The organism is Bacillus sp. FSL E2-8868 (assembly GCF_038005505.1).
In the GTDB taxonomy this organism is placed as follows: domain Bacteria; phylum Bacillota; class Bacilli; order Bacillales; family Bacillaceae_G; genus Bacillus_A; species Bacillus_A mycoides.
Genome location: NZ_JBBOTI010000002.1, coordinates 233,816 through 257,399, shown reverse-complemented (window position 1 = coordinate 257,399; position 23,584 = coordinate 233,816). Strand labels below are relative to the sequence as shown.

The following is a 23,584-nucleotide window of genomic DNA, read 5'->3' as shown; positions in this document are numbered from 1 at the left end:
TTATCAATAAAATATTTGTTGTTTAATAAAAATTAAAGTGCAAAATTATGTAAATGAATTATATATTTTCTGTTTTTATGTAGAAAATTGTAAAAAACGTTGTACTTTTGTATGTTTCGTTAGAAAAACAAGATATACGGAAGTGGAAATGGTGGGATTTTTGATTACAAGCATTGTAACGAGAAGCCAGATTACAAGACTATTAAATGATTTGTATTAAGAAATATAGACGCAACATGTTATAAAGCTGGGGAGTTAAAAAGAATATGGTGTTTTTTTGTTTATATAGGATAATCAAAATTTTGAAGTCCAGCCATGGTGTAACAGGGCGCATAACTTTGTATAAAAGAGGATATGAAAACACACATAAGTCGTATTGATGTAAAACATTATAAAAACTACTACGTATTTAACAAGTAGTTTTTTGTATTTCACCCTTCGTTTTCTGTAACTGATTCCATATTTTTGACGCTCCATCTTGTAAGTGCTTACATAAGCGAAAACATCCTATACAATGAAGTTGTTAAGTCGAATGAGGTGGCGAAAATAAAAATAAAAAAAGCATATTTAGCGAATAGCATTGAAATAGAAAGAGGAGGAGAGATGGTATGAAAAAATCATCGGTTAATCCATGGCTTGTTGTCCTTGGAACAGTCATAGTACAAATGGGGCTTGGTACGATATATACATGGAGTTTATTCAATCAGCCCTTAGTGAGTAAATACGGTTGGAGTCTTAACGCTGTTGCTATAACTTTCTCAATTACTAGCCTGTCTTTAGCGTTTTCAACTTTGTTTGCGAGTAAATTGCAAGAAAAATGGGGACTTCGTAAACTTATTATGATAGCTGGACTAGCATTAGGAATTGGATTAATACTTAGTTCACAAGCTTCCTCATTAATATTGCTTTATGTACTAGCAGGGGTTGTTGTAGGTTATGCAGATGGTACAGCATATATCACTTCATTATCCAATTTAATAAAGTGGTTTCCAAAGCGTAAAGGTTTAATTGCTGGTATTTCTGTCTCTGCATATGGTTCAGGTAGCTTAATTTTTAAATATATTAACGCACAGTTAATTGAATCAGTTGGTGTATCACAAGCGTTTATATACTGGGGTTTAATTGTTACAGCTATGATTGTCCTTGGCGCTTGTTTAATCCATCAAGCTGCAGATCAAGGAGCAGTTCATGAAACAAAAACTCAGGAATATACAACGAAAGAAATGTTAGGCACAAAACAAGTATACTTATTATTTATTATGTTATTTACATCATGTATGAGTGGCTTATACTTAATTGGTATGGTAAAAGACATTGGTGTTCAACTTGTAGGGCTTAGCGCAGCGACAGCAGCTAATGCGGTGGCTATGGTTGCAATCTTCAATACATTAGGTCGTATTATTTTAGGGCCGTTATCAGATAAAATCGGCCGTTTAAAAATCGTTACTGGTACATTTGTTGTTATGGCAGCTTCAGTCTTGGTTTTAAGTTTCGTAGATTTAAATTATGGTATCTACTTCGTATGTGTAGCAAGTGTAGCGTTTTGCTTTGGTGGAAATATCACTATTTTCCCAGCTATCGTTGGTGATTTCTACGGTATGAAAAACCATAGTAAGAACTACGGAATTGTGTATCAAGGATTTGGATTTGGAGCGCTCGCTGGTTCCTTTATCGGTGCAGTTCTAGGTGGATTCAAACCAACTTTCATGGTGATCGGCGTATTATGTGTCGTATCATTTATTATCGCACTTTTAATCCAAGTGCCTAAGCAGAAAAAAGAAAAAGAAGAAGAGTATCGCAGTGTAGCGTAAGTATATAAATCTTCTTTAACACTATGTTTACTAAAAAGCACCCTATTTAATAGGGTGCTTTTTTATGAATTACAACATGTGGAATTTTCTAGAGGCAAAAAAATGAGTAAAGTATCCGTTTGGATTATATTGGAATATCATAAATTGATATATTATATTCGAAATACTTATTAAATCTTAAATTATAAACACGACATGCATCGGTAATTGCAAGATATACTTTCTTGATATTTTCAGAAAAATGTTGAGAAAATATATACTTGAGTTTTTGGTAAGGCTTTGTAAATGAAGGTATCTACAGTTTATCTTCTTCAATTTTAAAAAGAGGAGTACGAATTAAATTTTTTAATGTAAGTACTTATTAATGCTTTTAGATGTAATTGTATTGAGAAGTACTAAAATATTTTATCTGAAAAATAAAAATAGGTTGACAAGTTTATTGAGAAAGATTATCATTTCGATGTAAGAATATTAAATGAAAAACATTATCAATGAATAATATTTTGATGAAAAGTACACTTGACCAATTAGTTTAGTAAGTGTATTATTTTTTACATTGATAGTGATAATCGTTATCATTATTGCTATTTGTTTAATTAGATTAATTTTCAAATGAAAGGATAGAGGAAATGAACTTAGGGGAATTTGATGGAAAAACGGTTTTAGTAACAGGTGCAGCTCAAGGTATAGGCAGTGTTGTTGCCAAAATGTTTTTAGAAAGAGGAGCTACAGTTATTGCGGTTGATCAAAATGAAGAGGGGTTAAACGTACTCTTAAATGAAAATGAATTAAATGAAACACGTATGAAAATATTTCATTTAGATGTGAGTGATAGTACCGCTGTTGAAGATATGGTAAACGGTATTGAAAATGATATAGCACCAATAGATATATTAATAAATGTTGCAGGGGTATTACGTATGGGACCAATTCACTCTTTAAGTGATGAAGATTGGAATAAAACCTTCTCTGTAAATTCTACAGGAGTTTTCTATATGTCTCGAGCAGTAAGTAAACATATGATGCAAAGAAAGTCAGGGGCAATTGTTACAGTTGGTTCAAATGCGGCAAATACTCCGAGAATGGAAATGGCTGCGTACGCTGCATCAAAAGCCGCAACGACAATGTTTATGAAGTGTTTAGGATTAGAGCTTGCAGCATACAATATTCGCTGCAACTTAGTTTCTCCTGGTTCTACTGAAACTGAAATGCAAAGATTACTATGGGCTGATGAGAATGGAGCTGAAAATATAATTGCTGGTTCTCAAAATACATATAGACTCGGTATTCCGTTACAAAAAATTGCACAACCTTCAGAAATTGCTGAAGCAGTATTGTTTTTAGCTTCTGATAAAGCGAGTCATATTACAATGCACAATTTATGTGTCGATGGCGGAGCTACATTAGGAGTTTAATAAAAAATTCAGGAGGTTTTAATACTATGAATGAACTTATAGCCGTAAAGGAACTGTCAGAAAAATTATTAGAAGATTATAAAACTGAATCTTCGTTCTTTTTCGCTTCACCAACTCGAACGATATTGACAGAAGGAGAGTTTACTACAGTAAAACATCATGAAATTGAAAGTTTTCCAGAACTTGTACAAGCGGTATTAAGTAATGCAAAACAAGCCGGAAATCCGAATCCTATCGTTGTTGGTGCTTTGCCTTTTGATCGTAGAAAAGAAGTTCAACTTATCGTACCAGAACATAGTAGAATTACTGAGCGTTTACAGTTAGAGACAACAAATGAGATAAAACGAAATGAGAAACTGACATTTGAAATGACACCGGTTCCAGCTCCTGAAGTTTATATGGATGGTGTGAAGCAAGGAATAGCAAAAATTCAGGACGGAGATTTAAGAAAAATCGTTCTATCCAGATCATTGGATGTTAAGTCTTCCGAGAAAATTGATCAAAAAAAACTACTTCGTGAATTAGCGGAACATAATAAGCACGGCTACACATTTGCTGTTAATTTGCCGAAAGATGAAAATGAAGACTTTAAAACGTTAATTGGAGCAAGTCCTGAATTACTTGTTTCACGTCATGGTATGCAAGTAATTTCTAATCCGTTGGCTGGTTCAAGACCACGAAGTGAGGATCCAGTAGAAGATAAAAGAAGGGCAGAAGAATTACTTTCTTCTCCAAAAGATTTACATGAACATGCGGTAGTAGTTGAAGCGGTTGCCGCTGCGCTTCGCCCTTACTGTCATATATTACATGTTCCAGAAAAACCCTCAGTTATTCATAGTGAAGCAATGTGGCATTTGTCTACGGAAGTGAAAGGTGAACTAAAGGACCCAGATACGTCTTCTTTAGAATTAGCAATTGCTCTTCATCCTACGCCAGCAGTTTGCGGAACTCCAATGGAAGAAGCGAGAGAGGCTATTCAAAAAATTGAGCCATTTGACCGTGAATTCTTTACAGGAATGTTAGGGTGGAGCGATTTAGATGGAGATGGCGAATGGATTGTTACAATTCGTTGTGCTGAAGTGCAAGAGAATACACTTCGCTTATATGCAGGTGCTGGAGTTGTTGCTGAATCAAAGCCAGAAGATGAGTTAGCAGAAACATCAGCTAAGTTCCAAACAATGTTGAAGGCTTTAGGGTTAAGAGATAATTCGCTGAATGAAAAATAGGGGGAAGAAAGAATGTTAATAGGTTATACGGAATGGCCAAAAGAATTTGCCAATCGCTATCGAGAAGAAGGGTGTTGGCTTGGAGAAACATTTGGTTCGATGTTAAAAGAACGCGCTGAAAAACATGGAGATCAAATTGCGATTATAAGTGGTAATTCACAAATAACATATAGTGAACTTGATAAACAGGTAGATCGCTTAGCTTCAGGTTTACTGAATTTAGGAATAAAGAAAGAGGATCGAGTTGTAATCCAGTTACCTAATATTATAGAGTTTTTCGAAATATGCTTTGCGCTATTTCGCATTGGAGCACTCCCTGTTTTTGCACTACCTTCTCATCGCAGTAGTGAAATTAGTTATTTTTGCGAGTTTGGTGAAGCGAGTGCTTACGTTATTTCAGATAAGGCTCTCGGCTTTGATTATCGAAAACTAGCAAGAGAAGTGAAAGAGAAAGTTCCCGCTTTACAACATGTAATCGTAGTGGGGGAAGAAGAAGAATTCGTGAACATAACTGATCTTTATATGGATCCGATTCCATTACCAGAAGTTCAGCCAAGTGATGTTGCGTTTCTCCAATTATCAGGAGGGACGACAGGACTTTCTAAATTAATTCCTAGAACACATGATGACTATATTTATAGTTTACGTGTTAGCGCTGACATTTGTAATTTAAATGCAGAAAGCGTCTATATGGCAGTTCTTCCAGTAGCACACAATTACCCGATGAGTTCTCCAGGAACATTTGGAACTTTCTATGCGGGTGGAAAAGTAGTATTGGCAACTGGAGGTAGTCCAGATGAGTCATTTGCTCTTATAGAAAAAGAAAAAGTTACGATTACAGCGCTCGTTCCACCATTAGCAATGATTTGGCTTGATGCTGCATCTTCCCGTAATAACGATTTATCAAGCCTGCAAGTTATTCAAGTAGGCGGTGCGAAATTTAGTGCCGAAGTTGCGAAGCGTATACGCCCTACATTCGGATGTACGTTACAGCAAGTATTTGGTATGGCGGAAGGCTTAGTAAATTACACAAGACTAGATGATCCAGAAGAAATCATTATTCATACACAAGGTAGACCGATGTCTACATTTGATGAAGTTCGAGTTGTTGATGAACATGATAATGATGTTAAGCCTGGTGAAGTAGGTAGTTTATTAACAAGAGGGCCATATACAATTCGTGGCTATTATAAAGCGGAAGAGCATAATGTAAGATCATTTACAGAAGATGGTTTTTATCGCACAGGTGATCTTGTAAAAGTAAATGAACAAGGTTACATCATTGTAGAAGGAAGAGATAAAGATCAAATTAACCGTGGTGGTGAGAAGGTTGCTGCGGAAGAAGTTGAAAATCATCTATTAGCACATGATGCAGTACATGATGTAGCAATTGTATCTATGCCTGACGATTATTTAGGAGAACGCACTTGCGCTTTTGTTATCGCTCGTGGACAAGTCCTAACTGCAAACGAATTAAAAATGTTCTTAAGAGAACGTGGTATAGCAGCTTATAAGATTCCAGATCGAATTGAATTTATTGAATCATTCCCACAAACAGGTGTTGGAAAAGTAAGCAAAAAAGAATTACGTAAAGTCATTGCTGAAAAACTTATTACAGTAAAACAATAATAAAAATCGGAAGGAAGTGATTAGATGGCTATCCCATCTATTTCAGTATATAAAATGCCAATTGAATCAGAACTACCAAAAAATAAAGTGAATTGGACGCCAGATCCGAAACGTGCGGTTCTTCTAATCCATGACATGCAAGAATATTTTCTTGATGCATATAGCGATAAAGAATCGCCAAAAGTAGAACTAATTTCAAATATTAAGGTGATAAGAGAAAGATGCAAGGAACTTGGTATACCAGTTGTTTATACAGCACAACCTGGTGGACAAACGTTAGAACAACGAGGGTTATTACAAGACTTTTGGGGTGACGGTATTCCTGCTGGACCAGATAAAAAGAAAATTGTCGATGAGCTTACTCCAGATGAGGATGATATATTCCTAACCAAATGGAGATATAGTGCATTTAAAAAGACGAATCTATTAGAAATTTTAAATGAGCAGGGAAGAGATCAACTTATTATTTGCGGTATTTATGCGCATATTGGCTGCCTTTTAACAGCTTGTGAAGCATTTATGGATGGTATCCAGCCATTTTTTGTAGCAGATGCAGTTGCTGATTTTTCACTAGAGCATCATAAACAAGCATTGCAGTATGCATCAAATAGATGTGCAGTAACGACATCAACAAACTTACTATTAAAAGATTTACAAAGTGTAAAAAGCGATGAGAGTGAAGGAATCACTTTACAGAAAGTACATGAACTAGTTGCACAACTACTCCGTGAGCCAGTAGAGAGTATTGAAGTTGATGAAGACTTATTAAATAGAGGACTTGATTCGGTCAGAATTATGAGTTTAGTAGAGAAGTGGCGCCGCGAAGGGAAAGAAATTACTTTTGCAGATTTAGCAGAACGTCCAACTGTTGATGATTGGTACCGTTTACTATCTTCACAAGCAGCACAAGTGCTGTAACAAATAGACTACATAATAAAGGGGTAGTAAAGAATGCCTAATAGTCAAAAGATTCGTCATTCGTTATCATCTGCGCAGTCTGGTATGTGGTTTGCGCAACAATTAGATCCGCTTAATCCGATTTATAATACTGGGGAATATATAGAAATAAACGGAAATATTAATCATGAAATTTTCGAGTTAGCTGTACGTAAAGTGGTAAAAGAAGCAGAAGCACTTCATGTTCGTTTCGAAGAGGATGAAATTGGCCCATGGCAAGTTATTGAGGAATCGTCAACGTTTCATATGCATTTTATTGACGTTCGTAAAGAGGGAAATCCTGAAGAAGCTGCTAAAGTATGGATGAAAAATGATTTATCTGTACCAATAGATTTAAAAGAAGATAAATTATTTACTGAAGCACTTATTCAAGTTGAAAATAATCGTTTCTTTTGGTATCAGCGCATCCATCACATTGTGATGGATGGCTATGGATTTTCACTTCTTAGCCAAAAGGTAGCGAATGAGTATACATCACTTATAGAAGAAACAAATAAGAATGAAAAGCCATTTGGTTCTCTTGCCAAAATTGTACAAGAAGATAATGAGTATCGTGAATCTAAACAATTTCAGGAAAATCGTACTTTTTGGCTAGAAAAGTTTGCAGATGAACCGGAAGTTATAAGTTTAGCAGAACGAGCGCCGAGAACATCAAATGGATTTTTACGAGAAACTGCTTATTTATCAAATGCTAGTACGAAAACTTTACTAGAAGATATTAATATTTCGTTAACGAGTTGGCCCGAATTTGTTGTAGCTGTAACAAGTATTTATATGCATAAATTAACAGGTGCAAATGATATTGTTTTAGGTTTACCGATGATGGGGCGTCTTGGTTCTGTATCTATTCATACACCTAGCATGGTAATGAATTTAGTTCCACTTCGTCTAAAGTTAACTCCAAATATAACTTTTGCAGAATTAATACAGCAAGTTTCTAAAGAAATTCGAGACGTACGTCGTCATCATAAATATCGTCATGAGGAATTAAGAAGAGACTTAAAGTTACTAGGTGAAAATCAAAGGTTGTTTGGGCCGTTAGTGAATGTTATGCCTTTTGATTACGGGCTTAACTTTGCTGGAAATCGTGGTATTACACATAATTTATCAGCAGGACCTGTCGATGACTTATCGATTAATGTATATAAGCGCTTCGATGAAAATGAGTTAATGATTCATTTTGATGCGAATCCGGAAGTATATAACGGCGCGGAACTAGCATTGCATAAAGAAAGATTTATGAGTCTATTAGAATTAGTGATAAATAATTATCATAAAGACGAGCCGATTGGAAAAATAAACATTACTCTTCCTGAAGAAAATCATAAAGTTTTATTGGAATGGAATGAAACGAAGAAAGCTGAAGAGCTAATTAATCTACCTATATTATTTGAAAAACAAGTACAAAAAAATCCAAATAAAATAGCAGTTACTTGTAACGGGATAAAACTTACGTATAAAGAGCTAAATGAACGAGCGAATGAACTAGCACACTATTTATTAGAAGAAGGAATAGAAGTAAATCAGTTTGTAGCCTTAGTATTTCCAAGATCAATAGAAATGGTAGTTAGTATGCTAGCAGTTCTAAAGGCTGGTGCAGCGTATTTACCGATAGATCCAGAATACCCAGCCGAGCGAATTCATTATATAGTAAATGATGCAAATCCAGTTTGTATCATAACACATTCATCTGTTTCATCTACTTTAGTTATAGAAAATGATATTAAAAAAATCATATTAGATAGCGAAGAAACGAAAATAGCGTTAAAAACATATTCTCATATGAATCTACCATTTAAAAATGATGAATCACTTTTAAACCAAGCTTATACAATTTACACTTCAGGATCAACTGGAAATCCAAAAGGTGTAATTGTTACTATGAAAGGTTTAAGTAACTTCTTATTAGCTATGAAAGATATGTTTTCATTAAATGAAAACGATCATTTATTAGCAGTTACAACGTTTGCGTTTGATATTTCTGCTCTAGAAATTTATTTACCTCTTATTAGTGGTGCAAGTTTAACAATTGCACAAAAAGAGGTAATCCAAGAGCCTTCTGCGTTAACGACATTGTTACAAGAAGAAAGAGCGACAATTATGCAAGCTACACCGACGCTCTGGCAGGCTTTAATAACTGAATATCCAGAGAGGTTACAAAGGCTAAACGTACTCGTTGGCGGTGAAGCTCTTCCGGCACATTTAGCAAATAAATTAAAAGAATTAGGTTGCTCTATAACTAACTTATATGGACCAACTGAAACGACTATTTGGTCTACTTTCATAAATATTGATGACAGTGAAAATGGTATACCTCCTATTGGAAGACCAATTTGGAATACAGAAGTGTACGTTTTGGATGCAGGGTTACAGCCTGTTCCACCTGGAGTTATCGGTGAATTATATATTGCAGGAGAAGGACTTGCGAACGGATATTTAGGAAAACCAGCGTTAACGGCTGAACGGTTTGTTGCAAATCCTTATGGAAAAGATGGAGCACGTATGTACCGCACAGGTGATCTTGTGAAGTGGCGTAAGGATGGTGTGTTAGAGTACATTAGTCGCGCGGATCATCAAATTAAAATTCGCGGTTTCCGAATTGAATTAGCTGAAATTGAAACGGTATTACAACGACATGAAAATATACAACAAGCAGTGGTAATGGTACGAGAAGATCGTCCAAATGATAAACGAATCATTGCGTATATCGTTGCCGAAGAGAAGGAACCAATTAATCTTTCGGAAATTCGTTCTTATGTTTCAGAAAGTTTAGCGAATTATATGGTGCCATCGGCATTTGTTGTGCTAGAAGAATTACCATTAACACCAAATAGTAAGGTTGATAGAAAGAAATTACCTGCTCCTGATTTTAATGGAATGAACAATGAGAGAGTTGCTAGAAATCCGAAAGAAGAAATATTATGTGATTTATTTGCTGAGGTACTTGGTGTTTCGCGAATTAGTATAGATGATAATTTCTTTGAAATGGGTGGCCATTCGCTTCTTGCATCTCGTTTAATGGCAAGAATTCGTGAAACGTTAAGTGTAGAATTAGGAATCGGAAAGCTATTTGAATCACCAACTGTCGCTGAATTAGCGAACCAGTTGGATCGTGCAAAAAGCGCAAGACCAGCTATTAAGAAAGTAAGTAGGCCAAATGAAGTTCCACTTTCATTTGCACAGCGCAGGTTATGGTTCTTAAATTGTTTAGAAGGTCCAAGTCCTACTTATAATATTCCGTTAGTCATTCGTATGTCTGGAAAATTGAATGAGGAAGCACTGCAAGGTGCCTTTTATGATGTAGTTGAGAAACATGAAACACTTAGAACGATTTTCCCGAATTCACTTGGCAGTTCATATCAAAGAATTCTAGAAATGGATAAATTGAATTTAAAAATGATTATAACAAATACATGTAAGGATGAATTAAAAAGTACACTGTCTGAAGCTGTAAGATATAGCTTTAATCTTGATACCGAACCAGCAATTCGTTTGCAACTTTTTAAAGTGAGTGAAAACGAACATGTTTTACTAATTCTTTTGCATCATATTGTAGGAGATGGATGGTCATTACAAGCGTTAACGAGAGACTTTACAGCGGCTTATAAAGCACGATGTCAAGGTGATAGTGTTCAACTAGAAACCCTTCCAGTTCAATACGCAGATTATTCACTATGGCAACAACAGCTATTAGGTGATGAAACAAAACCAGACAGTATTATTTCAACACAATTAGATTTTTGGAAAGAAGAGTTAAAAGGTTTACCAGATCAAATGGAGTTACCTACAGATTACCAGCGCCCAATTGAAACTAGTTATCGCGGGGAAACAATTCATTTTCATTTAGATGAAGGTATGCATAGTAGGTTAGTGGAGCTCGCTCGTAAAAATGGAGTTAGTTTGTTTATGGTGTTGCAAGCAGGACTAAGTGCCTTATTTACAAGATTAGGTGCTGGAACTGATATACCATTAGGTAGTCCGATTGCTGGAAGAAACGACGATGTACTCACGGATATAGTTGGTTTATTTGTAAATACATTAGTGTTACGCACAAATACATCAGGAGATCCAAGTTTTAAAGAATTATTAAATAGAGTGAAACAGGTAAACCTTGCAGCTTATGGAAATCAAGATGTTCCATTTGAACGACTTGTTGAAGTGTTAAACCCAGTACGAACTCGAAATAGTCATCCGCTGTTTCAAGTTATGTTAGCTTTCCAAAATACGCCAGAAGCAACGTTTAATGTACCGGATTTAGAAGCGAGCCTTGAAATTCAAAGTGTTGGTTCTGCAAAATTTGATTTAACATTTGAAATTAGCGAGAGTAACAGAGTTGATGGTACTCCAAACGGCTTACACGGATTGTTAGAGTTTAGTACCGATTTATATAAACGTGAAACGGTTCAAAAACTAATAGAACGATTCATTCTATTATTAGATGATGCAGAGAAACATCCGGATCAATCAATTGGTAGATTAGAAATATTAACTTTAGCAGAGCGAAATACAGTTTTAGAAAAGTGGAATGGTGGTTTTCAAATTGTACCTGAAATGACATTGCCGCAATTATTTGAAAAGCAGGCTCATGTAAATCAAAATTCTATTGCTGTTGTCTTTGAAGATGAAAAGCTAACTTATGAAGAGTTAAATAGAAAAGCGAATAAAATAGCTCGTTTGTTAATAGCGAAAGGAATCGGTCCTGATCAACTTGTTGCTTTAGCGATGCCGAGATCTTTAAATATGGTTGTAAGCTTACTTGCTGTTCTTAAAGCTGGTGCGGGATACCTTCCGTTAGATCCAGATTATCCGTCAGATCGTATCTCATTTATGCTACACGATGCGAAACCATCATGTGTTTTAACAAATTCAGATGTGGAAATTGAATGTGATGAGGCACTAAAGATTTTAGTTGATGATGTGAACGTAATAGAAGAAATTGAGAAATATAGTGAAGACAATATAGATGAAATGGAGCGCATGAAGCCGTTATCTCCTTCACATATTGCTTACGTTATTTATACGTCAGGCTCAACAGGTAGACCGAAAGGGGTTATGATACCTCATCAAAATGTAGTAAGACTTTTAGGCGCAACTGATCATTGGTTCCAATTTGACGCAGACGATGTGTGGACGATGTTCCATTCATACGCTTTTGATTTCTCGGTTTGGGAAATTTGGGGACCTTTATTATATGGAGGGCGTTTAGTTGTAGTACCACATACTGTAAGTCGCTCGCCGAAAGAATTTTTACAGCTTCTTGTTAAGGAAAAGGTTACTGTTTTAAACCAAACTCCATCAGCGTTCTATCAATTGATGCAAGCAGATCGTGAAAATGAAGAGGTTGGTCAAAAATTATCTTTACGATATGTTGTTTTTGGCGGAGAAGCACTTGAACTAAGTCGATTAGAAGATTGGTATAGTCGTCATCCTTATAACGCACCGAAGCTTATTAATATGTACGGAATAACGGAGACGACGGTACATGTTAGTTATATTGAATTAGATGAAAGTATCGTATCTTTACGAGCAAATAGTTTAATCGGGTGCAGTATACCGGATCTTAAAGTATACGTATTAGATAACTATTTACAACCGATGCCACCTGGAGTAGTTGGAGAAATATATGTTGCAGGTGCAGGGCTCGCTCGTGGATATTTAGGAAGAGCAGGATTAACTGCTGAACGTTTTATCGCAGATCCATTTGGTAAGCCAGGTACAAGAATGTATCGTACAGGAGACCTAGCGCGCTGGCGTCAAGATGGGACGTTAGATTATATAGGACGTGCAGATCATCAAATTAAAATTCGTGGATTCCGAATTGAATTAGGGGAAATAGAAGCGGTAATAATGAAACATCCTAAAGTTGAACAAGTAGCTGTTATTGTACGGGAAGATCAACCAGGGGATAAACGATTAGTTTCTTATATCGTCGCATCAAATAATGAAACGATCGATACGAATGAAATGCGTCAGTATGTTGGAGGTAGTTTGCCAGGTTATATGGTTCCATACGCTTTTGTAGTAGTAAATGAGTTACCTTTAACTCCAAACGGTAAATTAGATAGAAAGGCATTGCCAGCTCCAGAATTTATTGTATCATCTTCTAGCCGCGGACCGAGAACACCGCAAGAAGAAATGTTATGTGACTTGTTTACAGAAGTTTTAAGTGTGTCTCAAATTGGAATTGATGATGGATTCTTTGATCTTGGTGGTCATTCACTTCTTGCAGTGCAGCTGATGAGTCGCATTAAAGAGGCACTTGGAGTTGAACTAAATATCGGAACTTTATTTGCAGCACCTACTGTTGCAGGGCTTGCTGAAAGACTTGAAATGGGGAATGGTCAAAGTGCACTTGATGTGTTGCTTCCATTACGAGCAAGCGGAGATCAATTACCATTATTTTGCGTACATCCAGCAGGTGGATTAAGTTGGTGCTATGCAGGACTTATGAAATCTTTAGGAACAGATTATCCAATCTATGGTGTACAAGCACGTGGTATCGCTGAAAATGAAGAACTTCCAAAAAGCTTAGAGGAGATGGCGGCGGATTATTTAAAACACGTTCGTGGAATACAGCCTCACGGACCATATCGTTTACTCGGATGGTCGCTTGGAGGAAATGTTGTTCATGCAATGGCGGCGCAACTTCAAAATGAAGGGGAAGAAGTAGAATTACTCGTTATGCTTGATTCGTATCCTGGTCACTTCTTACCGAATACGGAAGCACCTACTGAAGAAGAAGCGTTAATCGCATTACTTGCTTTAGGTGGATATGATCCAGATAACATGGATGGTAAACCACTTACTATGGAAAGTGCGGTTGCAATACTTCGCAAAGATGGAAGTGCATTAGCAAGTCTTGAGGAAGAGACTATTTTAAACTTGAAAGAAACATATGTAAATTCAGTAGGGTTGTTAGGGAAATACGTGCCAAAAGTTTATAACGGGGATATTTTATTCTTTAGATCTACTGTTATACCAGACTGGTTTAATCCTATTTCTCCAAATACGTGGCTAAATTATTTAGACGGGGAAATCGTGCAGCATGACATTGATTGTAGACATAAAGATTTATGTCAGCCAGGTCCACTTACAGAAATTGGACAAGTGCTAGCGAAATATTTGCAGAATAAGAAAGGGGTAAGTAAAGTATGACGAATCCATTTGAAAATGATAATTACACATATAAAGTATTAATGAATGAGGAGGGCCAGTATTCTCTCTGGCCTGCCTTTCTCGATGTACCAATTGGATGGAATGTCGTACATGAAGAAGCTAGCAGACAAGTTTGCTTAGAATACGTTGAAGTTAACTGGAATGATTTAGAGCCGAAAAAAAATCAAATTAGCGAAAAAATATTAGTAGGAAAACAATAATGAAAGTAAAAATAAATCCAAAAGTAGTTGTAAGCATCGTTTATATAACAGCGATGTTTATGGCTGCGATGGATGCAACGATTGTGAATGTAGCACTGCAAACGATAAGCAAAGAACTGCAAGTGCCCCCATCTGCAATGGGGACTGTAAATGTTGGGTATTTAGTTAGCTTAGCTATTTTCCTTCCGATTTCTGGTTGGTTAGGAGATCGCTTTGGTACGAAAAAAGTATTTTTAACTGCCCTTTTCGTTTTTACAATTGCATCTGCACTATGTGGAATTGCTAATGATATTACTTCATTAAACATTTTTCGTATCATTCAAGGTGCTGGTGGCGGACTTTTAACACCAGTCGGGATGGCGATGTTATTCCGAACATTTTCACCAGAGGAAAGACCAAAAATTTCTCGATTTATTGTACTTCCAATTGCTGTAGCACCAGCGATCGGACCAATTATTGGTGGTTTCTTTGTAGATCAAATGTCTTGGCGCTGGGCATTTTATATTAATCTGCCGTTTGGCATCATTGCGTTGCTATTTGGACTTCTATTTTTAGCAGAGCATATTGAAAAATCGGCTGGTCGTTTTGATTCTCTCGGTTTTGTTCTTTCAGCACCAGGTTTTGCGATGCTCATCTATGCACTCAGTCAAGGCCCGTCAAAAGGTTGGGTTTCTCCAGAAATAATTAGTATTGGGATAGCTGGGATTGTATTACTTACATTGTTTATTATTGTAGAACTTAAAGTAAAGCAACCGATGTTAGATTTACGCTTATTAAAAGAACCGGTCTTTAGAAAAATGAGTCTTATTTCGTTGTTTTCATCAGCTGGTTTACTAGGAATGTTATTTATTTTTCCGCTTATGTATCAAAATGTAATAGGAGTTTCCGCGCTGGAGTCGGGTCTTACTACATTCCCAGAGGCGATTGGATTAATGATTTCTTCGCAGATTGTACCATGGTCATATAAGAAATTAGGAGCTCGAAAGGTAATCTCTATTGGATTAGTAAGTACGGCGGTTATCTTTATTTTATTAAGTTTTGTAAATCATGATACGAATCCATGGCAAATTCGGGCACTATTGTTTGGCATTGGTATTTTCTTAGGCCAATCTGTCGGTGCGGTTCAATTTTCTGCTTTTAACAATATTGCACCACCTTCTATGGGTAGAGCAACTACTATATTCAATGTGCAAAACCGATTAGGATCAGCAATAGGAGTTGCTGTTTTAGCTAGTATACTATCTGGTTTTGGAAGTAATAACGTACAGAATAATGCACAGTCAGATTTCTTACCATATCAAGCAGCATTAATTGGATCAGCAATATTTTTACTCATAGCATTACTATTTTCTTTACGTATTTCTGATAAAGAGGTAATGTCAAAGAAGAATAAAAAGCTGTTATCTGTATTACAAAAAGAGAAAGAAGTTGTAAATGAATGAGTTGCAGCATGCTAATACTCTTTTGAAATAAAGTAATATTGGCATTTAAAAGGAGAGAGTTTACATGATAGAGAGTAAAGTTGTAGATTCTGTACCAACTCTTAATGAGAATAGTTGTCAAATATGGTGGGCAAGAATTTCAGATTTACAATCATGGCATTACAATTTACTAAATGATGTAGAGCGAGAGAAAGCAAATTCATATCATCATTCGGCAGACCGTGCGCGTTTTATAATAGGGTGTGTAATTAGTAGATTAGTACTTGGAAAGGTACTTTCTATGTCGCCAGTCCAAGTGCCAATTGATCGAATGTGCCCAGTATGTAAATTACAACATGGCAGACCACAGTTACCAGAAGGTATGCCGCAAATATCAGTCTCACATTCGGGTGAGTGGGTTGTTGTTGCATTTACTAAATCTGCACCTGTTGGTGTTGATGTTGAGCAAATGAATCCAAATGTAGATGTTATGAAAATGGCAGAGGGCGTATTAACAGACATTGAAATAGCACAAGTTATGAAGTTACCTGATGAGCAGCGACTAGAAGGATTTTTAACATATTGGACTCGAAAAGAAGCAGTGCTGAAAGCGACAGGTGAAGGACTATTGATCCCACCAGTAGAAATTACAGTATCAGCTCCAAATGACCCTCCAAAATTGTTGATTTTTAAAGATAGACAAGAGTTAGCAGAAAATACAATGATGGAAGATGTAAGACCTAGTTTAGATTATATGGCTTCCATTGCAATATTTAGTAAAGAAGTAACTGAAATTATGCAGTTAGACGCGGGATTGCTATTAAATCATCGTTAATTTTTAATAAAATTTCTTATAGAAGAGGTGTTCCTCATGTTAGTAGCGGAAAATAGAAAAACTGAATTAACTTATAATGTACAGGCAATTAAAGATATGTTGTTTTCTAGAAATACGTCATCTATTCTAGCTTTAGAAAAACTTGTAAAAGATACAGTTCAATTTGATGTACTTGAACAGGAAGCGCTCGATAGACAATACATTCCGAAAGAAGCACAGAATTTCTTTGATAAAAACGGAACATTTCTTTATCGCGTATCTAATGTTAGTTATAAAGGTAAGGTGTTATCTGAAAATCTAATTTTTGCAGACACTTCGTTTTTACCGGATACAATAAAGAGTGAATTAGAGAGTGGAAATATTCCTGTTGAAAACCTTATAGAAAAGATGGAAGTAAGAAGAAATGTATTATATGAAGGATATCAGCCATCTGGAAATATTATCGAATTGTTTGATGGATGTTCTGTTGCGGCGAATGTTTATCCAACTAGAAAATATCAAATTGTAAGTAACTGCAAATGTGTATTTTATATTTGTGAAGTGTATCATGCAGAGAATATAAAGGAACTGCTTAAATAAGAACTAAACAATAAACAAGAAACCAGCCTATAAAATGGCTGGTTTCTTGTTTATTTAACAGCTTCTTTTAATTCTTTTCCTGCTTTAAATGCTGGAACTTTACCAGCAGCAATCTGAATTTCTTCTCCAGTTTGCGGATTACGCCCTGTACGAGCAGATCTTTCACGCACTTCAAAAGTTCCAAAGCCGATTAGTTGCACTTTATCGCCAGATTGTAATGCATTAGCAATTGTGTCAAATACGGATTGTACAGCTGCAGAAGCATCTTTTTGAGAAATATCAGCTGATTGTGCTACATTTTTAACTAATTCTGTTTTGTTCATGTTTTCACCTCATAAAAAATTTTTTAGAATGAATGTTTTAGTATAATGGTTAGTAAAGATAAAGCTAACTTTGTGATTAGAAAGAATGCTGTATATTTATGTTAATTTCGTTGAAAGAAACTGAATCCCTGCTAATATTTAGGGATTAATTAAGAATTGATTCATACAACAAGCTGTAATATGAGGATGAGGGGGAATATACGGATGATTTTTCGTGAAAAGAATGAGAAAGAAAGTATATTAATTCGTCAACATGATCATGGTTTTTTAGCTGGTGAAATTGCAAGACATATAATAGAAGATTTTTTTGAAGATAAAATATACTTAAAAGAGACAATTGATGCTATATATGAGCATGATAGAGGATGGATAGAGCTTGATAAAGTACCAATTTTGAATGATACTAAAAATATTCCATATACATTTATGGATTGTCCAAGTTCATTACGCTTTGTTTTTTATACGATTGGTTTGAATGCAATTGAAGAGTCAAATCCATACGGGGCGCTACTTTGTAGTAAGCACTTTTTATCATTTTCATTAAATGAGGAAGATGAAGAGATGATGTCTTTTTATAAAAATGAATTGGAACGACAAAAAAGAATTTTGAAAACGTTAACAAAAGAACAATATGCGATGTTTGATAAACATTATAGATTATTAAAGTTTTGTGATGAACTTTCTTTATATGTATGTATGAATAAACCTGGTGTAAAAAAGAAAGATGAAATTGATTTATTTAAAGAGGGTTTTGAAGGAACAGAAATGTTTAATAGTAAGGGGGAGAAGCCTATTCAAGCTGAATGGGTGGATGAAGAAACAATTCAAATTACATCGTTTCCATTTAAAACGGAATTTTATACATATGTAAAATATAAAACTATAAATAAACATGAAGTTAAAGAAAAAGGGATTGTAAAAGCTGATAGAGAATCGGAAATGAAGAAGCAAAACATTCGTTTCATACAATAAGGAGGAGATTTAGATTGAAAGATTACATGTTAAAACAGTTTGATTACCATGCTTGGGCTAATACACGATTATTCAACCGACTAAAAGAGTTACCAAACTATGAGACAATTTTTAATGAACAGATACAGAGTGTATTCCCATCAATTAAGGATACTTTTGTACATATTTATATTACAGATCAAGTGTGGTTACACATATTGAATGGTAAAAGTATGAATGAAGTAATACAAGACCGAGAAAAATTACGAAAACAAATCGAAACTAAATCGTTACATGAATTAGAAAAAATGTTTGAAAACATGGCAAATCAATATAAAGAATTTTTAAGTAGAATACAAGACGTAAATACTGTATTTGTTATTGAGAACCCATATGCAGGTGCATTAGACACTTCCATTTTAGAGTTAGTGCAACACGTCGTAAATCATGGTACATATCATAGAGGGAATATAACAGCAATGATCCGACAACTTGGTTATTCATCTACAATGATGGATTTTGTACTTTATTTACATATGGTTCAGGAGGGAAAGGAATTGAAATAGAGAAAAAAGGAATGGCTTATTATAAATGAGCCATTCCTTTTTTTAGTGATTAACTTGCCTGTTTTTTATGACTTTCTTTCAATTTCTCTGCTTGTAAAAAGCGATTCGTTTCAGCGACAACAATACCACTTAATCCGATTAGACCAATTAAGTTTGGAATCGCCATAAGTCCATTTGCAATATCGGCAAATGTCCATACGACACCTAGCTTTAAATTAGCACCTATTGCAATCATAACGATAAAGATTGCTTTATAATATCGTACAGCACCTTGTCCGAATAAATAAGCTACACACTTCTCTCCGTAATACGACCAACCTAAAATAGTAGAGTAGGCGAATAATATAATGGCGATACCGAGAATCATACTACCAGCAGTACCGAATACGGATTGGAATGCTAATGTTGTAGCTTCAACACCAGTTTTACCTGATTTCCATGCGCCTGTAGTAATTAATACTAGCCCCGTAATTGTACATACAATAAATGTATCTAGAAAAGTACCAGTCATAGAAACTAAAGCTTGTTTTGCAGGTGAATCTGTTTTGGCAGCAGCCGCAGCAATAGGAGCACTCCCTAAACCAGCCTCGTTAGCAAATACACCACGTGCCATTCCTATTTGAATTGCAGATGCAACTGTTGCTCCGATAAAACCACCAGCGGCTGCAGTACCTTGAAATGCACCAGAAAAAATAAGTGAAAATGCTTCTGGAATTTGATCAAAGTGATAGAAAATAATAATAAGACCAGCGATTATATAAAAGAATGCTTTAATAGGAACGATATATCCAGTAACTCTACCAATCTTTTTTACACCGCCCAAAATAACGATAGCGATTAAGAATGACATGAGTATACCAGTTAATGCAGGAGGGAAAGAAAAATTGATTCGCATTGCCTCTGCAACTGAATTAGATTGAACCATATTACCGATACCGAAAGAAGCAGCTGTGCCGAATATAGCGAATAAAACAGCCAGCCATTTTTTCCCTAAACCACGTTCTAAATAATACATTGGTCCACCGGAGTATTCACCATTTTCATTACTAACACGGTATTTCACCGCAAGGATTGCTTCGGCATACTTTGTTGCCATTCCAAATAAAGCAGTAATCCACATCCAAAAGATTGCGCCGGGTCCACCGATTGTCACAGCAGTTGCGACACCTGCTATATTTCCCATACCAATCGTTGCAGCCATAGCTGTCATCAGTGCTTGGAAGTGACTAATATCTCCAGAAGATGATGTATCCTCTGATTTTTTAAAAGCTAGCTTGTGAGCGTATATTAGTTTACTAAACTGTAAACCTTTTAAGCGCACTGTGAGAATGATACCAGTTCCAACGAGTAGCAACAAAGTTGGTAACCCCCACACATACTGATTAATTTGTTCTAATACTTTACTTACTGTCTCCATCTGTATTCTCCTTTTTTAGAAAAAATAAAAACCACTTCAAGGAAATGAAATGGTCTCTGGAGAAACAAGGGATAGAAAAATAAACCGATACAAATCGGCATTTTCTTTCGCTTGTCTCTGTCCTTTTACCTGAGAGATTATCCGCTAGATTAGCGGATTTGCTCCTTCGGTGCTCGTTTTCCTCCGCGCTATATTAAGCGAGAGGGAGTCTCTCCAGAGATTCGTCCCCATGCAGTTCTACTTGTAAACAAGACCTGAGAGTTTCAAAGTTGGTTCAGCAACTTTTTGCCCCGTCGGTAGATCAATAGACCTTCTCCTGAATGGTTCATCCGAATTATAAAATTAAAAACTTAAACGCATTGATTCTGTATAGAATCAATAAAAACATTATAGATATACAATTAATGAAATGCAATCATTTTTTATTTTGAAATAGTAAATAAACTTATTTTTTTGGTATTCCTAATTTATCTTCTATTTTATGATCTCAGGAGAGATTACTTATTATATATTCGAAAAATGAATGGTGATAAAAGAGATAGGACGTAACAATGTAGGATTCTTTATGTCTTACTTTCAAATTTTCAATTCTGAATTATTTGAATTATAATTGTTGTATGTGTGGAATAAACCAATATTTTATAGGGAAATGAGTTGATAAATTGCCAAGAATAAAAAAAATAGGGCGTTTTTGTCCTGTGGATGATGAAGGATTTATTATAAACGATGCACATTTTAATAAAATTCAGCCTGTGTTTTTGGAGGTAATACAAGAAATAAAGGATACTTGTTGTCAATTTTTGCGGGATGATTTGCACAGTGTTTATATAAGGGGTTCTATTCCAAGAGGGATTGGGATAGAAGGGGTTGCAGATGTAGATATGATTATATTAGTTCGAAAGAATCCTCAAGTAATTGACTTAAGCTGGAGAAAGGAGCTAGAAGTCCAAATTACACAGCAGTTTAATTGTATATCAGGAGTGGAGTTAAGTTTTTATAGTGAAAAAGAAGTAATAAACTCAGAGGATTTTTCTTTTATAGGATTTATGATTCAGACACATAGTGTATGTATATTAGGTGAAGACGTAAAATTATATTTACCTAAATATAAAGTAAGTCAGGAGATAGGGTATGAACATCTCATTCATTTGCGGAAACAAATTGAACAAACACACGAAGAGTTAATTCATAATAAGGACGTAGATGATATAGAGGATTGTTGTCGTTGGATCATGAAGATTGTAGTCAGGGCAGGTCTAGCATTAACAATTGATAGAGAAGGGCTGTATTCCAGGAACTTATATCCAGCATATGAGTTATTTAGTAAGCATTTTCCCGAACAAGAAAAAAATATGAGGAAAGCACTACAATATGTAATTGAACCGATAAAAGATATAGAAGAAATCTTATCATTTTTAGATACGTTTGGTGATTGGTTGATAGAAAAAGCAGAGGATTCTTTGAAAAATATACAAATTTAATAAACTATAATTTCATTATGTAAACAGATTGTATTGAAGAATAGAAGAGAGGAGAGATATTGGGATTTTTACATTGTGGATGTATTCTCGCAAGGCAAGTATTCAGGTAATCAACTTGCATTATTTATGGGAAATTAGGAATTTTATAGTTAGGAAATCAATGATCTTAATGTCCGTGATTTTGCAGATTATTATGGAATCACAGAGGATGTGGCAACAGGAAGCTCAAATGGATGTTTAGCGGCGTATCTTATAAAATATCGTTATCTTGGAACGGAAAAGATAAATATGCATGTTGGACAAGGGGATGAGATAAATCGCCATTCTCTAATACATATAGAAGCAGAGGTGATTGAGAGTAAAATTAATGTTTGCGTTGGTGGAAAAATAGAAAGTATTGCAAGTGGGAAATGAACCGTATCATAAGGGGGATTAGAAATGCTATTAAAAACAATATTTTGCAAGGTGGAAGAAGAGAAAAGGGAATTGTTTTCTGATGCGCAAGAAAAATGGCGTGATTTACAGTATTTAGACGGATTCTATGGACAATTTGGTGGGTGGAATGAAGGGGAAGCGTGTGTATATACTTTATGGGAAGATAGAAATGCATATCAATCATTCATGAATGATGCTCATGATACAATTTTTTTAAATAGTAATCAAGAAGGCACATATATTTCCTGTAATATTGAAATGTTTCAAACGTTGTATGATATAACAGAAACTCCTTTGAAAGACGTAACTGCACAAGGGTCATTTGTAAGAGTTGCAATTTGCGATGTGAAAGAAGGAAAAGAAAAGTATTTTTTACATACGCAAGAAACAATTTGGAATAAAGGAATGGAAAATGCAAAAGGAATGTTAGGTGGAGTTGTTGGGAAGTCTTTAAAGACTGAAAATCGTTACATAGTATTAACGTATTGGCAAGATGAAATAGCACATGAACTCTATATGAAAGAAATTTTCCCAGAGTTATATCAGTTAGCAAATGTAAATGAGTATGTTGAAAATATAAATGGGAAGAGAGTTATTCGGAAGGAAGAATGGTCTGTTGCCGCTTCTAAATAAAGTTAGAACTTATTAAAGTAGCTAGTTTCGAAAAATTTGATACAGAACATTAGTTCTTGTATAATTACTTTGTACAAGAATAAGAGGGGAGATATTTAAATGAGTAGAGTTTTAAGATTTGAATTGCAAGTCCCAAACCCTGAAGAAGCTATTCAATTTTATACAAATAGTTTTGGATGGAAGTTTGAAAAAATGCCTGGGCCACATGACTATTGGTTCATAATTACAGGTGAGAGTGATAGACCTGGTATCGATGGTGGATTAATGAAATCACCTGATGGTGCTACTAGGACAACTAATTCGATTGAAGTACCTTCAGTTGATGAGTACATAAATAAAGTTATTGAAAATGGTGGACAAGTAGTTGTACCTAAAACTGCTATTCCTAATATGGGTTACTTTGCTTATTGTATAGATAATCAAGGGCTTCTTTTTGGAGTATGTGAAGAAAATAGTGAAGCGTAAAAAATTAGGGGAGTTCGAGATTATTTTGTTTGTTGAACGATGTTTTCTATCAAAGATTATAATT

Annotated in this window: 18 protein-coding genes and 1 riboswitch; of the genes, 16 read left to right on the top strand and 2 right to left on the bottom strand. The window is 35.2% G+C overall.

Annotated elements, in window-relative coordinates:
- The first annotated feature begins 608 nt into the window (after nt 1–608).
- The 10 genes from NSS74_RS12255 to NSS74_RS12210 all read left to right on the top strand — a co-directional run bounded on the left by NSS74_RS12255 (nt 609) and on the right by NSS74_RS12210 (nt 17,249).
- On the top strand, nt 609–1,811 hold the full coding sequence (locus NSS74_RS12255) for an L-lactate MFS transporter (protein WP_002085734.1): 1,203 nt from the start codon (nt 609–611) through the stop codon (nt 1,809–1,811).
- Between the two features lie 629 nt (nt 1,812–2,440).
- A complete protein-coding gene (gene dhbA, locus NSS74_RS12250) occupies nt 2,441–3,226 on the top strand; it encodes a 2,3-dihydro-2,3-dihydroxybenzoate dehydrogenase (RefSeq protein ID WP_002141680.1) in 786 nt (261 codons plus the stop codon).
- Nucleotides 3,227–3,252: 26 nt separating this feature from the next.
- On the top strand, nt 3,253–4,452 hold the full coding sequence (dhbC, locus tag NSS74_RS12245; RefSeq protein WP_002141681.1) for an isochorismate synthase DhbC: 1,200 nt from the start codon (nt 3,253–3,255) through the stop codon (nt 4,450–4,452).
- 12 nt (nt 4,453–4,464) lie between these two features.
- Nucleotides 4,465–6,081, top strand: coding sequence for a (2,3-dihydroxybenzoyl)adenylate synthase (locus tag NSS74_RS12240; RefSeq protein ID WP_002141683.1), 1,617 nt, complete (start codon nt 4,465–4,467; stop codon nt 6,079–6,081).
- A 24-nt stretch (nt 6,082–6,105) separates the two neighbouring features.
- On the top strand, nt 6,106–6,999 hold the full coding sequence (locus NSS74_RS12235; protein ID WP_002141684.1) for an isochorismatase family protein: 894 nt from the start codon (nt 6,106–6,108) through the stop codon (nt 6,997–6,999).
- Between the two features lie 33 nt (nt 7,000–7,032).
- Nucleotides 7,033–14,193 carry an amino acid adenylation domain-containing protein gene (locus NSS74_RS12230; protein WP_340813665.1) on the top strand — a complete coding sequence of 2,387 codons (7,161 nt, stop codon included), beginning with the start codon at nt 7,033–7,035 and terminating at the stop codon, nt 14,191–14,193.
- Nucleotides 14,190–14,414 (top strand): MbtH family protein, encoded by a 225-nt coding sequence (locus tag NSS74_RS12225; protein WP_000184075.1) that lies wholly within the window; start codon nt 14,190–14,192, stop codon nt 14,412–14,414. Before NSS74_RS12230 ends, NSS74_RS12225 begins: the two co-directional genes overlap by 4 nt.
- Nucleotides 14,414–15,856 carry an MDR family MFS transporter gene (locus NSS74_RS12220; protein ID WP_002141686.1) on the top strand — a complete coding sequence of 481 codons (1,443 nt, stop codon included), beginning with the start codon at nt 14,414–14,416 and terminating at the stop codon, nt 15,854–15,856. Before NSS74_RS12225 ends, NSS74_RS12220 begins: the two co-directional genes overlap by 1 nt.
- Before the next feature lie 64 nt (nt 15,857–15,920).
- Complete coding sequence (sfp, locus tag NSS74_RS12215) at nt 15,921–16,670, top strand: 4'-phosphopantetheinyl transferase Sfp (RefSeq protein WP_002141687.1); 750 nt, start codon at nt 15,921–15,923, stop codon at nt 16,668–16,670.
- Between the two features lie 36 nt (nt 16,671–16,706).
- Nucleotides 16,707–17,249 carry a hypothetical protein gene (locus NSS74_RS12210; protein ID WP_002141688.1) on the top strand — a complete coding sequence of 181 codons (543 nt, stop codon included), beginning with the start codon at nt 16,707–16,709 and terminating at the stop codon, nt 17,247–17,249.
- 50 nt (nt 17,250–17,299) lie between these two features.
- Here the strand turns inward: NSS74_RS12210 and NSS74_RS12205 are convergent, their stop codons facing one another.
- Entirely contained in the window at nt 17,300–17,572 is a 273-nt protein-coding gene (locus NSS74_RS12205; RefSeq protein ID WP_002012780.1) for an HU family DNA-binding protein, read from the bottom strand.
- 204 nt (nt 17,573–17,776) lie between these two features.
- Between NSS74_RS12205 and NSS74_RS12200 the strand changes: the two genes are divergently transcribed.
- Together NSS74_RS12200 and NSS74_RS12195 are read left to right on the top strand one after the other, a co-directional pair.
- Nucleotides 17,777–18,544, top strand: coding sequence for a DUF3891 family protein (locus NSS74_RS12200; protein WP_002085720.1), 768 nt, complete (start codon nt 17,777–17,779; stop codon nt 18,542–18,544).
- Between the two features lie 14 nt (nt 18,545–18,558).
- Nucleotides 18,559–19,089 (top strand): DinB family protein, encoded by a 531-nt coding sequence (locus NSS74_RS12195; protein WP_002141689.1) that lies wholly within the window; start codon nt 18,559–18,561, stop codon nt 19,087–19,089.
- 49 nt (nt 19,090–19,138) lie between these two features.
- On the opposite strand, the gene NSS74_RS12190 is transcribed toward NSS74_RS12195, so the two are convergent.
- Nucleotides 19,139–20,506, bottom strand: a complete 1,368-nt coding sequence (locus NSS74_RS12190; protein ID WP_002012784.1) for an alanine/glycine:cation symporter family protein — start codon at nt 20,504–20,506, stop codon at nt 19,139–19,141.
- 107 nt (nt 20,507–20,613) lie between these two features.
- Nucleotides 20,614–20,733: riboswitch (glycine riboswitch) on the bottom strand.
- 435 nt (nt 20,734–21,168) lie between these two features.
- On the opposite strand from NSS74_RS12190, the gene NSS74_RS12185 reads away from it, so the two are divergent.
- From NSS74_RS12185 to NSS74_RS12170, 4 genes are all read left to right on the top strand, one after another.
- The gene (locus tag NSS74_RS12185) at nt 21,169–21,987 is read left to right on the top strand and encodes a nucleotidyltransferase (RefSeq protein WP_149190474.1); all 819 of its coding nucleotides are present in this window, start codon (nt 21,169–21,171) and stop codon (nt 21,985–21,987) included.
- Between the two features lie 156 nt (nt 21,988–22,143).
- Nucleotides 22,144–22,401, top strand: coding sequence for a PhzF family phenazine biosynthesis protein (locus NSS74_RS12180; RefSeq protein ID WP_080448095.1), 258 nt, complete (start codon nt 22,144–22,146; stop codon nt 22,399–22,401).
- Nucleotides 22,402–22,425: 24 nt separating this feature from the next.
- Complete coding sequence (locus tag NSS74_RS12175; RefSeq protein WP_061674684.1) at nt 22,426–23,055, top strand: YdbC family protein; 630 nt, start codon at nt 22,426–22,428, stop codon at nt 23,053–23,055.
- Between the two features lie 99 nt (nt 23,056–23,154).
- Nucleotides 23,155–23,520: a VOC family protein gene (locus NSS74_RS12170; protein WP_002031902.1), complete on the top strand. Its 366-nt coding sequence runs from the start codon at nt 23,155–23,157 to the stop codon at nt 23,518–23,520.
- The last annotated feature ends 64 nt before the right edge of the window (nt 23,521–23,584 follow it).

What these genes read in the sequence shown, in the direction of transcription:
- NSS74_RS12255 (WP_002085734.1), top strand. Translation starts at nt 609, where the DNA reads ATGAAAAAATCATCGGTTAATCCATGGCTTGTTGTCCTTGGAACAGTC.
- dhbA (WP_002141680.1), top strand. Translation starts at nt 2,441, where the DNA reads ATGAACTTAGGGGAATTTGATGGAAAAACGGTTTTAGTAACAGGTGCA.
- dhbC (WP_002141681.1), top strand. Translation starts at nt 3,253, where the DNA reads ATGAATGAACTTATAGCCGTAAAGGAACTGTCAGAAAAATTATTAGAA.
- NSS74_RS12240 (WP_002141683.1), top strand. Translation starts at nt 4,465, where the DNA reads ATGTTAATAGGTTATACGGAATGGCCAAAAGAATTTGCCAATCGCTAT.
- NSS74_RS12235 (WP_002141684.1), top strand. Translation starts at nt 6,106, where the DNA reads ATGGCTATCCCATCTATTTCAGTATATAAAATGCCAATTGAATCAGAA.
- NSS74_RS12230 (WP_340813665.1), top strand. Translation starts at nt 7,033, where the DNA reads ATGCCTAATAGTCAAAAGATTCGTCATTCGTTATCATCTGCGCAGTCT.
- NSS74_RS12225 (WP_000184075.1), top strand. Translation starts at nt 14,190, where the DNA reads ATGACGAATCCATTTGAAAATGATAATTACACATATAAAGTATTAATG.
- NSS74_RS12220 (WP_002141686.1), top strand. Translation starts at nt 14,414, where the DNA reads ATGAAAGTAAAAATAAATCCAAAAGTAGTTGTAAGCATCGTTTATATA.
- sfp (WP_002141687.1), top strand. Translation starts at nt 15,921, where the DNA reads ATGATAGAGAGTAAAGTTGTAGATTCTGTACCAACTCTTAATGAGAAT.
- NSS74_RS12210 (WP_002141688.1), top strand. Translation starts at nt 16,707, where the DNA reads ATGTTAGTAGCGGAAAATAGAAAAACTGAATTAACTTATAATGTACAG.
- NSS74_RS12205 (WP_002012780.1), bottom strand. Translation starts at nt 17,572, where the DNA reads ATGAACAAAACAGAATTAGTTAAAAATGTAGCACAATCAGCTGATATT.
- NSS74_RS12200 (WP_002085720.1), top strand. Translation starts at nt 17,777, where the DNA reads ATGATTTTTCGTGAAAAGAATGAGAAAGAAAGTATATTAATTCGTCAA.
- NSS74_RS12190 (WP_002012784.1), bottom strand. Translation starts at nt 20,506, where the DNA reads ATGGAGACAGTAAGTAAAGTATTAGAACAAATTAATCAGTATGTGTGG.
- NSS74_RS12175 (WP_061674684.1), top strand. Translation starts at nt 22,426, where the DNA reads ATGCTATTAAAAACAATATTTTGCAAGGTGGAAGAAGAGAAAAGGGAA.
- NSS74_RS12170 (WP_002031902.1), top strand. Translation starts at nt 23,155, where the DNA reads ATGAGTAGAGTTTTAAGATTTGAATTGCAAGTCCCAAACCCTGAAGAA.